This is a genomic window from Streptantibioticus parmotrematis (genome assembly GCF_019890615.1).
Lineage (GTDB): Bacteria > Actinomycetota > Actinomycetes > Streptomycetales > Streptomycetaceae > Streptantibioticus_D > Streptantibioticus_D parmotrematis.
Genome location: NZ_JAINVZ010000015.1, coordinates 37,317 through 48,805, shown reverse-complemented (window position 1 = coordinate 48,805; position 11,489 = coordinate 37,317). Strand labels below are relative to the sequence as shown.

General features: G+C 68.4%; 10 protein-coding genes and 3 pseudogenes. 7 read left to right on the top strand and 6 right to left on the bottom strand.

All coding sequences use genetic code 11. The features are described 5' to 3' along the window. Positions 1 to 37 precede the first annotated feature (37 nt). Entirely contained in the window at positions 38 to 406 is a 369-nt protein-coding gene (locus K7472_RS20760) for a transposase (RefSeq protein ID WP_308014004.1), read from the top strand. Here K7472_RS20760 and istB read toward each other — a convergent pair. From istB to K7472_RS20745, 3 genes and pseudogenes are all read right to left on the bottom strand, one after another. Next, positions 399 to 1,169, bottom strand: a complete 771-nt coding sequence (gene istB, locus K7472_RS20755) for an IS21-like element helper ATPase IstB (protein WP_222980006.1) — start codon at positions 1,167 to 1,169, stop codon at positions 399 to 401. The genes K7472_RS20760 and istB overlap by 8 nt on opposite strands. A 106-nt stretch (positions 1,170 to 1,275) precedes the next feature. Next, positions 1,276 to 2,777 (bottom strand): annotated as a pseudogene (istA, locus tag K7472_RS33755) (IS21 family transposase); the annotation flags it as partial. 525 nt (positions 2,778 to 3,302) lie between these two features. Continuing rightward, positions 3,303 to 4,163, bottom strand: a complete 861-nt coding sequence (locus K7472_RS20745; RefSeq protein WP_222980005.1) for a SigB/SigF/SigG family RNA polymerase sigma factor — start codon at positions 4,161 to 4,163, stop codon at positions 3,303 to 3,305. Positions 4,164 to 4,483: 320 nt separating this feature from the next. On the opposite strand from K7472_RS20745, the gene K7472_RS20740 reads away from it, so the two are divergent. The 3 genes from K7472_RS20740 to K7472_RS20730 all read left to right on the top strand — a co-directional run bounded on the left by K7472_RS20740 (position 4,484) and on the right by K7472_RS20730 (position 6,199). Further along, the gene (locus K7472_RS20740; RefSeq protein WP_222980004.1) at positions 4,484 to 4,783 is read left to right on the top strand and encodes an STAS domain-containing protein; all 300 of its coding nucleotides are present in this window, start codon (positions 4,484 to 4,486) and stop codon (positions 4,781 to 4,783) included. Positions 4,784 to 5,109: 326 nt separating this feature from the next. Continuing rightward, positions 5,110 to 5,436, top strand: coding sequence for a plasmid stabilization protein (locus K7472_RS20735; RefSeq protein WP_222980003.1), 327 nt, complete (start codon positions 5,110 to 5,112; stop codon positions 5,434 to 5,436). A 205-nt stretch (positions 5,437 to 5,641) separates the two neighbouring features. Then, a complete protein-coding gene (locus K7472_RS20730) occupies positions 5,642 to 6,199 on the top strand; it encodes a diguanylate cyclase (protein WP_252395980.1) in 558 nt (185 codons plus the stop codon). Positions 6,200 to 6,256: 57 nt separating this feature from the next. Here the strand turns inward: K7472_RS20730 and K7472_RS20725 are convergent. Then, positions 6,257 to 7,103 (bottom strand): annotated as a pseudogene (locus K7472_RS20725) (IS5 family transposase). Positions 7,104 to 7,221: 118 nt separating this feature from the next. On the opposite strand from K7472_RS20725, the pseudogene K7472_RS32835 reads away from it, so the two are divergent. After that, positions 7,222 to 7,497: pseudogene (locus tag K7472_RS32835) on the top strand (transposase family protein); the annotation flags it as partial. A 366-nt stretch (positions 7,498 to 7,863) separates the two neighbouring features. Here the strand turns inward: K7472_RS32835 and K7472_RS20715 are convergent. Further along, positions 7,864 to 8,394 (bottom strand): DUF6328 family protein, encoded by a 531-nt coding sequence (locus tag K7472_RS20715; RefSeq protein WP_222980002.1) that lies wholly within the window; start codon positions 8,392 to 8,394, stop codon positions 7,864 to 7,866. A 211-nt stretch (positions 8,395 to 8,605) separates the two neighbouring features. On the opposite strand from K7472_RS20715, the gene K7472_RS20710 reads away from it, so the two are divergent. Beyond that, positions 8,606 to 8,752, top strand: a complete 147-nt coding sequence (locus tag K7472_RS20710; RefSeq protein ID WP_222980001.1) for a hypothetical protein — start codon at positions 8,606 to 8,608, stop codon at positions 8,750 to 8,752. A 273-nt stretch (positions 8,753 to 9,025) separates the two neighbouring features. On the opposite strand, the gene K7472_RS20705 is transcribed toward K7472_RS20710, so the two are convergent. After that, the gene (locus K7472_RS20705; RefSeq protein WP_308014003.1) at positions 9,026 to 9,373 is read right to left on the bottom strand and encodes an STAS domain-containing protein; all 348 of its coding nucleotides are present in this window, start codon (positions 9,371 to 9,373) and stop codon (positions 9,026 to 9,028) included. Between the two features lie 319 nt (positions 9,374 to 9,692). On the opposite strand from K7472_RS20705, the gene K7472_RS20700 reads away from it, so the two are divergent. Then, a complete protein-coding gene (locus K7472_RS20700; protein WP_222980000.1) occupies positions 9,693 to 11,477 on the top strand; it encodes a glycoside hydrolase family 15 protein in 1,785 nt (594 codons plus the stop codon). The last annotated feature ends 12 nt before the right edge of the window (positions 11,478 to 11,489 follow it).

Below are 11,489 nucleotides of genomic sequence, written 5' to 3'. Positions count from 1 at the left end.
GGCAGTTTCGTTTGGATCAGTAGGTCGTTGGTCTGGTGTGTCGTTGACTGATGTGCAGTGGGCGCGGATTGAGCCCTTACTCCCGGACCGCACGCCGAGGCGGGGAGGCCGCTGGCGAGACCATCGTGAGGTGATCGACGCGATCGCCTTCAAGTTCCAGACTGGAACGCAGTGGGTTCACCTGCCGGAGAAGTACGGCAACTGGCGAGGGGTCTACAACCGGCTGCGGATGTGGGCTGTCGACGGCACGTGGAAGCGGGTCTTCACCGCCCTGGTGGCCCAGGCCGACGCGGACGAGGACCTCGACTGGGCCGTCTCGGTGGACTCTACGTGTGGACGACGGCGCAATTCCCCAGGGGTGTGGTCACGTAATTCCCCACCCCTGGGGCGAGGGGCGGTTACTTGACCGGGGGTTCCTTGGGGCCGGTGGGTCCCTTCGGCCGCTTGTTGGGCCGGTAGCTGGGGCCGTTCATGATCACCTGATGGCTGGCGTTGATCAGCCGGTCCAGCAGTGACTCGGCGACGACCGGGTTGGGGAAGAGGGGATACCAGTCGCTGGGCGCCCTGTTGCTGGTGATGATCAGAGACCGGCCTTGCCGCTCGGAGACGAGTTCGTAGAGGTCGTCGGCCTGGGCCGCGTTCATCTGGCGCATGGCGAAGTCGTCGAGGATGAGCACGTCGGGGCGGACGAGTTCGCGCATCCGCTTGTCCCAGGTGCGGTCCGCGTGGCCGCCGGCGAGCTCGGCCAGGATGCGGCTGGTCTTGGCGAAGCGGACGTTGGCGCCCTGGCGGACGGCCTGGTGACCGAGGGCCTGGGCGACGTGTGTCTTCCCGACGCCGACGGGTCCGAACAAAATGACGGACTCGCCGGAGTGGAGCCAGCGCAGGGCGGCGAGGTCGCGGATCTGGGCGGCGGGCAACTTCGGGGAGGCGTTGAAGTCGAAGCCCTCCAGGGTGGCCTGCTGCTCGAACTTTGCTCTGCGCAGGCGCCGTTCGAGGGCGACGGACTCGCGGCGGGTGATCTCGTCCTGGCAGAGGACCTGGAGGAAGTCGAGGTGCCCGAGTTCGCCCTTCTGGGCCTGGGTGAGGCGGGCGTCGAGGGTTTCCAGCATGCCGGACAGCCGCAGCGTCTTCAGCGACTCGCGCAGGGCGGTGGTCATCACGCTCACCGGCCGGCCTCCTCGGCATCGACATCGGCGTCGGCGTCGGCGTGACCCTGCTCGTCGTGAACGTCGCCGGGGATCTGCAGGGGGACGGTGGCGGCGAACAGGCCCTCGGGCCGTGCAGGAAGGCCGCGGCCCCGGCGTCGCCGGTCTCGGGTTCCGGGTCGGTCTCGGTGCCGGCGACCAGGATGCCCTTGACGGTCCGGTAGGACGGGTCACCGACCACGACCGCCTTGCGGCAGGCGGCCTCCAGCCTGGTGTCGCCGTACTTCTTGCGCAGCCCGAGCACTCCCTGGGCGGCCCGCGGCCGGTAGAGGGCGTTGACCTCCAGCAGCTGGTCGATCACCTGACGGCAGGCGTCCCCGACCTGCGAGGCTTGGCCGCGGCACCAGATCGGCGTGCGCATCTGGAAGGCGATCTTCTCCGGCGGGTAATCGTTCTTGTCGGTGCGTTTGCCCTGCTCAAGGGCCGCGTGGGTCTTGACCAGCTCGCCCTCGTGGAACACCTGCACCATGGTCGCGGTGGAGCGGACATCGACGCGGCGGCCGATCAGTTTCCAGGGCACCGAGTAGAGGGTGCGGCCGACCTTGATGTGGATGTCCGGGCCGACGGTGGCCTGTGACCATCTGGCCAGCACGAACGGCTCCTCGGGCAGCGGGAGGAGGGCCTTGGCCTCCACCGCCTCGAAGACGGACTGCGGTTTCGCGCCGCCCAAGGGGCGGCACTGCCGCTGACCTGCGACGTTCGTTGCCCAGAGCAGAGCCTCGGCCTGCATGTGCTCCAGCGAGGTGAACGTCCGCCCGCTCCAGAACGAGTCGCGGACATAGGGCATGGGCCGCTCGACCCGCGGCTTGTCCTTCGGCTTCGCCGCGCGAGCCGGATCCACCAACGTCTGGTAGTAGGTGGCGAGTTCGGCATAGGACCGGTTGATCTTCGGGTCGTAGAGGTCCGGCTTGTCGACCCCGGTCTTGAGGTTGTCCGGGACCAGGCGGCGCGGGACGCCGCCGAAGAAGCGGAAGGCTTCGGCGTGTGCGAGGGTCCAGGCGTGCTGGTCCATGTGTGTCACCGGGCGGACGAACATGTGCCGCGAGGCGGGCAACACCATCACAAAAGCCCAGATCCGGTGCCGTTTCCCACTGGTGGGGTTGATCCACTGGCCCAGGAAGCCGTAGTCGATCTGGGCCTCCGAGCCCGGCTCGACGTCGCCCCGCAGCACCGTGACCTTGGAGCGGGCCGCCTCGTCGGGCAGGTTCTCGCGCACCCAGCGGCGGAACGTCGTCAGCGACACCGTCAACTTGCCCTCTTCACGGAGCCGTTGATGGATCGTGGTGACCGTCGTTGTCTTCAGCAGTTCCTTGACGTAGTCGCGGTGCGGCTCGATCTCGTCCCACCGGACCTGGTTCAGCTTCCGGCTCGTGAGCTCCGGGAACCAGCTCTTGAGCAGCTTGGCCCAGTCCGTCTCGGTCATGGGCGGCCCGCCCGGGGTGATCCCCGCCTTCTCCGCCGGCGCCAGATACTTCCTGATCGTCTTGCGGTCCCCCCCAGCGAGGTGGACACCTGGCTCTTGGACCGGCCCGCGTACCAGTGCACGTAGATCTCGATGATGTCGACCACGGTGAACGTTCTCCTTGCCATCCGGTGCGTCCGTCTCGACTCGCAGGTCGAGGGACCGCGACGGCTCCGGAAGACCCAGGCCCTCAACCCGAGCACCGGCATGCCCATGGGGAACCCGGTCGATTCGCAAGGAATGACTGATCAGTGATCAAACCACCCGAAACAGGGAACATCACGCCAGTCCGAGCATGGTCGGCGGCACCATCGGTGGTCGGCGCCCCGGTGGGGAATCGTGACCACGCGGGTGGGGAACTACGTGGCGCTGATCATGCAGATCATGGGGAATTACGTGACCGCTGACACGACAGGTCTCCCACACATCCGGACCGACCGTCTCCCCGGCCCATTCCCCCATCACCACAACAAAACAGTCTGGCCCTGCCGCTCACGCGGCAGGGCCAGAACCCAAGATCTTCATGAGACTTCTAGGTCTGGTTTCCCGTCCTTCGCCGTTGTCGAGGTGTCGCCAGCGTGCCGGGAGGACGCAGCACGGTCCTGGTGGCACTGCGGGGCTGTTACGGGTGGTCAGGAGGGTGCGAGGAGGTGTTCGCGCAGCTTGCCCAGGGTCTGGGCGAGCAGGCGGGAGACGTGCATCTGGGAGATGCCGATCCGGGCGGCGATGGCGGACTGGGTCATGTCGTCGCTGAAGCGCATCGACAAGATGGTGCGCTCCCGCAGGGGGAGCGCGGCGATGAGCGGCTTGAGGGCGATGAGGTTCTCGACGCTCTCCAGTGCCGGGTCCGTGTCCCCGACCCGTTCTGCCCAGACGGTGCCATCGTCGTCGGGCTGGTCGTGGAAGACGGGAGCATCGAGGGAGGAGGCGGAATACGCGCTGGCGGCCATCTGGCTCTCCAGTACCTCTTCCTCGCGCACGCCGGCGCGGCCGGCGAGTTCGGCGGTGGTGGGGGCATGGTCGAGTTCCACGGCCAGCTGGTCGGTGGCCCTGGCAAGGTCAATGCGTAGTTCCTGCAGCCGCCGTGGTACGCGCACTGACCAGTTGGTGTCGCGGAAGAAGCGCTTGATCTCGCCGACAATGGTGGGCATGGCGAAGCTGACGAATTCCACCCCGTAGTCGGGGTCGAAGCGGTTGACCGCTTTGATCAGGCCGACCACGCCGACCTGGTAGATGTCCTCCACCTGCTCGGTCCGGTCACTGAACCGCTTGACAGCGAACCCCACCAGCCCCGTATTGGCCTCGACCAGGGCGTTGCGCACGGACTGGTACTCGCTGGTGCCCTCCTCCAGCACCGCCAGCCGCCGAAACAGCACCGCCGACCAGGCCCGCGCCTGCGCCACCCCGCCCGCGGGCTTTCGCTGCGCCCCTCGCGACCGGCTGGTCTCGTTCTTCGTCGTGCTCTCGCGGGCCTGCTGCAGCTGTGATGCCATCGCGCATCTCCTGGCCTGGGGGAATGACACATTCCGATCTCGCGTCTACCCAGCTCTTGCGTCCACATGACCGAAGGGGCCGGCTCGCAGGGAACCGATGAGCCCGCACAGCCAGGCGTAGGCGGGTTCGGGCCTCGCGCTGCTGTCCTGCGCCGGGGCCGCAGCCGGGCCCCGCGGCTGGCTGCCGTCCCGGGTGGGGCGGGCCCGACCCGCTCATGGGCGGTGTACGCCGCTTGCGCAACCCAGCGCTGTCCGTCTCATGCTCCCTGCTGCGAAACCTCGAGTTTTTGAGCCCGGGCCCCCGGGGAAAGGGGTTCTGCATGGACGTCACCAAGACGATCGACGGGGTCAATGCCTCGATCGCCCCGCACGGCGACATCGACTTCGACGCGCTGCCCAGCCTGCTCCATGCCGTAGCGGCCCTGCCCTCGACGGTGACCGTGGTGACCTGGGACCTCCACGACGTGCCGTTCATGGACCTGGCCGGACTCCACCTCCTGAACGACCAGCGTCACCGCCGCACCGTGATCATCACCGGCTTGCGCCCCCAGCCACGACGACTGATCCGTGTAGCCACCGAGCTGTTCTCCACCTTGCCCGCACACCAGCAACCCGCATGACGGGTCGCCAGGCGCCAACTGGCACCGGCTCGCCCACCCCGAAGGACATGTAAGGCTTCGGGGTTCTCGCCCAGCGGCACGCACGGCCACGTGCCGGGCCTGAACCGGACACGTCAAACGGCTTGTCGCCCGCGCCGAGCAGGACGCCGCCAGCTGGGCTCAGCTGCGAGGCACGTCCGCTGCGGACGGCCGGCCCACCGGCCTGACGCGCGTGGCCCCCGGGCGGCCCCCCCCGGTTGGCCTGCTCGACGGCGCCGAGTCCATTTGCGTCAGGCAGGCTGAAGAGGGCAGGAGCAGCGTGAGGATCAGATGAAGGGATGAGGACCATGCCTGCAGGAGCCAGCCGCAAGCGGGAGCGACAGTACGAGCACGTCAAGGACAGCGCGCAGCAGCGTGGAGCCTCTGAACGTCGCGCCAAGGAGATCGCATCGAGGACGGTCAACAAGGAACGGGCCCGTTCCGGGGAGTCGCAGTCGGCCAGCCGCACCTCGACCAAGGACCCGAAATCCGCCTCCCAGCGTGGCGGCGAACGCTCCCACCGCGGCGCGCAGAGCCCCACCAAGGACCAGCTGTACGCGGAGGCGAAGAAGAAGAATATCGAGGGACGCTCCCACATGAGCAAGCAGGAACTGCTCCACGCCCTGGGCCGCTGACCACCGAAGGCCAGGAGGACCGGCCCGTGAGCCACACACCCCCCGTACCACCACTCGTCTCAGCGCGAACCGGCCCACCGGCCGGTCCAGCCCGCCCCCGGCCGATCGGAAGTCGCCCGTGTCGCTGAACCGCTGGCTGCGTAAACCCGTGATCCAGCCCGCATCCCCCGCGGTCGACGCCCAGGACGCGACGCTGCGCTACCTGATGTACGGCTTGCTCCCCTCCTGGTTCGCGCCCGGACTTGCCGACTGGGTCATGCACCGGCGCACCCGTATCGAGAAGACCGCCGGCACCCGCGAGTCGCTCATCCACGCGCTGATGATGACCGAGGTCGGGGTGCCCATCACGCTGGCCTTCCTGTGTGAGGTCAACCCGATGCTGCTGGCCGTCATGCTCGGCGCGACCGGGGCCCACGAGGCCACCGCACTGTGGGACGTGCGCACCGCGGTGCGCAGCGAGCGCGAGGTCACACCCGTTGAGCAGCACATCCACAGCTTCCTTGAAGCCCTGCCGTTCGCGGGCCTGGCAGCGTTGATGTGCCTGCACCCGCGGCAGGTACGGTCTCTACTGCGTGGAGGGGAGGGCGACCCGAACGCCTGGCGGCTGGTGGCCCGCCACCAGCGGCTGCCCGTCGGCTACCTGGCCGGGATCGCGGCCGCCATCACCCTCGCCGTCGTCGTACCGTACGGAGAAGAACTACGGCGCTGCCTGAGGGAAGGCCGGCACACGCAACCCGCTGAAGCCCGCGAAGCACACCCATAAGGCGTCGCTCAGCAGCCTAGTGATCCGGACGAACGCCCCTAGGCAGTTTCGTTTGGATCATCGGGCGGACCAGAGGAAGATGCCCGCGATGTGGAGTCCGGCCAGGTAGGTGGTGGCGTTCTTGTAGTAGCGGGTGGCGATGCCTCGCCATTGCTTGAGGCGGTTGATGCACCGTTCGACGGTGTTGCGCTGTTTGTAGGTCTCGCGGTCGAAGGCTGGTGGCCTGCCGCCGAGGCTGCCCCGACGTAGCCGGTGTGCGCGTTGGTCGGCGGGGATGGGGATCACTGCCCGGATGCCGCGCTTGCGCAAGTGCTCGCGGATGGCGCGGGAGGAGTACGCCTTGTCGGCCAAGACCAGATCCGGCCTGGTGCGTGGTCGTCCTCGCCGACGGGGAACACGCAGGCGGGCCATGACATCGGTGAAGGCAGGTGCATCACCGGCTTGTCCGGCGGTGAGAACGAACGCGAGGGGCCGGCAACGGGCATCGGCAGCGAGGTGGATCTTCGTGGTCAGTCCGCCGCGGGACCGGCCGATGGCATGGTCGTCCGGCTCGCCGGCCGGGGCCCCTTTTTGCGGGCCCCGGCCGCGTGCTGGTGAGCCCGCACGATCGTAGAGTCCACCGAGACGGCCCAGTCGAGGTCCTCGTCCGCGTCGGCCTGGGCCACCAGGGCGGTGAAGACCCGCTTCCACGTGCCGTCGACAGCCCACATCCGCAGCCGGTTGTAGACCCCTCGCCAGTTGCCGTACTTCTCCGGCAGGTGAACCCACTGCGTTCCAGTCTGGAACTTGAAGGCGATCGCGTCGATCACCTCACGATGGTCTCGCCAGCGGCCTCGCCGCCTCTCGGCGTGCGGTCCGGGAGTAAGGGCTCAATCCGCGCCCACTGCACATCAGTCAACGACACACCAGACCAACGACCTACTGATCCAAACGAAACTGCCTAGCTCAACTTCCGTGAAGCGACACGGTGAGTGACCACTGACGTCGAGATGGGCCGCCCGGAAGTTGCCCGAAAATAATCAGTGGCGATCTTGGCGTGCCGACAGTTCGGCGCCCTGGAAGAGACGACGCTCCGGCTGGAGGAGCTGTTGTTCCCGTCGATCGCAGACGTGGCGGTGCTGTCGGTAGACGTGAACAACGACGCGATACGCATCGAGGCCCGCGTGAGGACGACCGGCTCGGCTTGTCCGGATTGCGGGAGCTGGTCGAGCCGGGTACACAGCTCCTACCTGCAATTCCCGGCTGATGTGCCCACGGCGGGGCGGCGGGTGGTCGTCTGCCTGCACGTTCGCCGGTTCTTCTGCCCGAACGCTTCGTGCGGACGGCGGACGTTCGTCGAGCAGGTGCCGGGGCTGACCAGGAGATACGGCCGGTGGAGCGAGCGTCTGCGTTCGACGCTGGCCTCGGTCGGCCTGGCACTGGCAGGCCGGGCTGGTGTCGGATCTCAGCCGACCTGGCGAACGCTCACGAGGTGTGGCGAGCGCGGTGGCGAGTTCTCAGACGACCTGGCGAACCCCAGGGCGATGAGTGGTCGCCACAACGGAACGCCCCAGATTCGCCAGAAGGGTTGGGACACGATGCGCAACCAGGAGAACGCCGGACCTGGCGAGCCGCAGACCAGCGGGCCGAGTGCTCGCCACATCAGGCGAGAACGGACAGCGGCACTAGGTTCCCGGACGGTCGAGGTAGTGCCGCAGGGCGGTCGGCAGGAGCAGCCAGCAGACGGCGAACCAGGCCAGGACCGCCGCCGCGAGTCCCCAGGCCCAGCCGCCGCCCAGCGCAACGCGCAGCAGGAGGAGGACGGCGCACACGACGGCGGCGGCGAGCAGCGTCATGCCGACGACGACCAGTCGTCCCGTCATTGTCACCAGTTCGGGCTTGCGCCGGTGGCCGGCGAGCATCCGGTGCAGGGAGACTGGTGCGACGAGCGCGCCGGTCGCCAGGGCACCGAGCAAGACGGTGGTGGCGTACAACGCCTTGTCGAAGCCGCCCAGTTGGGTGAAGCGCGGAGTGAAGGCCACGCTGAGCAGGAAACCGAAGAGGATCTGTGCGCCGGTCTGGGTGACGCGCACCTCCTGGAGCATTTCCGCCCATCGCCGGTCGGCACGCGCTTCGGGTGTCTCGTGCCGCCCGAAGCCGTGCTTCTGGTCGATCCGACCGTCCGTCTCACCGCCGTCGTCAGCGTCAGCGGACATGTCTCCTCCTGGACCCCAGAGTGCCACGGACCTTCATTGTCACCTCTGCCCGGCGCGCACCGGCTCTCACGGCATGGGCCCGCCACAGCTTGGCGTGCCGGGACGGCGGGTGCACGTAGATCGACGTGCAAGCCGCCCGGTGCGTCCAATCCTGGGCCCCGGTGCCAGCCCTTCCGGACGCACCACGGTGGTGGAGGAGTCGAACGGCTTTGTGTACGCGCCTGTCGGCATGGCCGTGAACCTCGCGAAAGCCCAGCGGCGGGTCAACCAGCAGCCGCCCAGTGACGAGGCGACGGCGCGGCCGGTGGGCCTGGTACTGTGCCGACCGCTCGACCCGGGGCCTCCCGAGAACGCGTGACGCCGCATCGCGGGTGCAATCACCGTCAGGCTGCGGCGCTCGACCAGGACGACGTCGCGCCAGAGTCCATGACGGCAAGAAGTGCCTGGAGCCGCGCAGAGCCGACTCGTCACCCGCGGCCGCCTTCGTCGAAGGTGACCAGGCGGTGCTCCGGCAGCCAGGGCAACGAACGCCTCCCGGGTCGGGTCGCGCGTGCCCGTGCGAGGAGGAGGGCGACTACCTTGCGCGCTCCCGGCTCAGGCCTTGCGGACTGCTGCCCGAGAGCGTCGCCGCTCATGGTTCGATGGTTCCGACTGCCCCGAGGCCAGCGTCTCTGAGGGACCGCTGCACGGGGCGCGTGGCGCCGCGGAAGGTCAAAGCGTCGAGTTGCGGCCGTCGGGTGGCCGCGCGGAGCAGTGCGTAGGCACATGCCAGGTCAAGGCGCCTGACGCTGGCCATTTCCAGGACCCATTCTTGAGCTTCATGCAGCCGCGGGTCGGCGAGCAGCTCCTCGAGTTCCTGCAGCCGCCCTGTGTGCAATTCACCCGTCAGGGTCAGCACGACGTGAGGGCCGCTGGCCGAGGTGATGGCCATGGCAACGACTGGGCTGTGCATCTCGGGAAAGTTGTGTTCATCTGCCACAGCCCTTGACCTTACTCAACGGAGCGTCGCCGCTGGGTGCGCGCCGGAACTCGTCTGTTGAGACCACTCGTGTTTCCCTCGTAAGGCTGGTGGCACACCCTCACCTAGGAGCTCGCGTTCCCGCAGCGGAACTGTTCCAGCAAGAGAAGCACATCCCGAAAGCGCAGGTTTCAGTTTCCTTCGACGGTTACCGGTTAGGCGCCGTGTCACTACGAGGGGCATGTGCCATGCCGGGCCTGGCGGCGCGAGCGGGCCGTCAGCGGTGGTCTGTCAGGGCTGAGCAGCAGGCCGCCCTCGGGGCGAGGTGAAAGGAGCGCCTATGGCGCAGAAATCGGACAGGCTCGGGTCCGGTGTGCTTCCACCGCATCCCTTGCGGCAGTACGCGCTGCTTGCGGATGGCGAGCGGGGCATCCTGGTCGGACCACGCGGCGACTTCGCATGGATGTGCGTACCGCGCTGGGATTCCGACGCCGTCTTCTCCTCGCTGATCGGCGGCGGCAGTAGTTATGTGATCACGCCGGTGGGGCGATGCGTGTGGGGTGGCTATTACGAGGAAGGCTCACTGATCTGGCGCAGCCGCTGGGTGACGCAGGACGGCCTGGTCGAATGCCGTGAGGCGCTGGCGTTTCCTGGTGACCCGCACCGCGCGGTCGTCCTGAGGCGCGTCATCGCCCATGATGCGCCTGCGCGGTTGGCCGTCGTCCTGCAGCCGGGTGCCGGTTTCGACCGACATCCCTTCGAGGACCTGACCCGCGATGACGCGGGGGTGTGGAGCGGTCGCAGCGGCGATCTGCGGATCCGCTGGTCGGGTGGCTCGCAGGCCCGTCCGGCCGCCGGAGGCGAACACCAGCTGGCGATGGATCTGACTGTGCAGCCCGGAGCGCACCACGATCTCGTCCTGGAGGTCAGCGACAAGCCGTTGCCCAGCCTCACGCCCGACCCCGGTCAGATGTGGGAGACGACACTGGCAGCGTGGCGCGGGCAGGTCCCCGCACTGGATCACACCATCGCCACCAGAGACGCGCGCCACGCCTACACGGCCTTGCGGGGCCTGACCGGGTCCTCAGGAGGCATGGTGGCCGCCACCACAACGAGCTTGCCGGAGCGAGCCGAGGAAGGCCGCAACTACGACTATCGCTATGTGTGGATCCGCGATCAGTGCTACGCGGGCCACGCAGTCGCCGCTGCGGGCGCCTACGGCCTCCTGGACGATGCGGTGCGCTTCACCACGGCCCGGCTGCTCGAAGACGGCCCCACCATGGCACCTGCCTACCGGGTCGACGGCCGCCCCATCCCCGATCAGCACCGCCTTGACCTGCCCGGCTATCCGGGCGGTTTCGATCTGGTCGGGAACCACGTCACACAGCAGTTCCAGCTCGATGCGTTCGGCGAGGCGCTGCTGCTGTTCGCCGACGCGGCACGCCACGACCGGCTGGACGCCGACGGGCGGCGGGCCGCCCGGATCGGCGCCGAGGCGATCGCCCGACGTTGGAGCGAGCCCGATGCCGGCGTGTGGGAACTGTCACCGCGTCGATGGACGCACAGTCAGCTCATCTGCGCCGCGGGGCTGCGCGCTCTGGCCGCCGCGGACAGACCCGGCGGGCGGCAGGCTGCCGAATGGAGCGCGCTGGCCGACCGATTGGTGGCCGACGCCTCCGCCACGAGCCTGCATCCCACCGGCCGCTGGCAACGCTCTCCGGACGATCCCGGCCTTGACGGGGCGCTCCTGCTGCCCCCGCTGCGTGGAGCCCTGCCTGCTGACGACCCGCGGACCATCGCCACCCTGCGCGCCTACACCGACCAACTGACTGATGATCACTTCGCCTACCGATTCCGCCATGACGGCCGCGCCCTGGGCGCGGCGGAGGGAGCCTTCCTCCTGTGCGGGTTCATCACCGCCTTGGCGGAACATCAGCAAGGCCACGAGGCCGCCGCGTACCGCTGGTTCGAGCGCAACCGCGCCGCCTGCGGACCGCCGGGCCTGTTCTCCGAGGAGTACGACGTCACCCAGCGCCAGATGCGCGGCAACCTCCCCCAGGCCTTCGTCCACGCCCTCATGCTCGAATGCGCGACACGCCTCGCCGGCCCATGGGCGTCGGCTTGAACGTTGTGCCCT

Excerpts from the sequence above, each read along its gene's own strand:
- K7472_RS20700 (WP_222980000.1), top strand. The coding sequence starts at position 9,693 with ATGGCGCAGAAATCGGACAGGCTCGGGTCCGGTGTGCTTCCACCGCAT.
- K7472_RS20730 (WP_252395980.1), top strand. The coding sequence starts at position 5,642 with ATGTACGGCTTGCTCCCCTCCTGGTTCGCGCCCGGACTTGCCGACTGG.
- K7472_RS20745 (WP_222980005.1), bottom strand. The coding sequence starts at position 4,163 with ATGGCATCACAGCTGCAGCAGGCCCGCGAGAGCACGACGAAGAACGAG.
- K7472_RS20715 (WP_222980002.1), bottom strand. The coding sequence starts at position 8,394 with ATGTCCGCTGACGCTGACGACGGCGGTGAGACGGACGGTCGGATCGAC.
- K7472_RS20740 (WP_222980004.1), top strand. The coding sequence starts at position 4,484 with ATGGACGTCACCAAGACGATCGACGGGGTCAATGCCTCGATCGCCCCG.
- K7472_RS20735 (WP_222980003.1), top strand. The coding sequence starts at position 5,110 with ATGCCTGCAGGAGCCAGCCGCAAGCGGGAGCGACAGTACGAGCACGTC.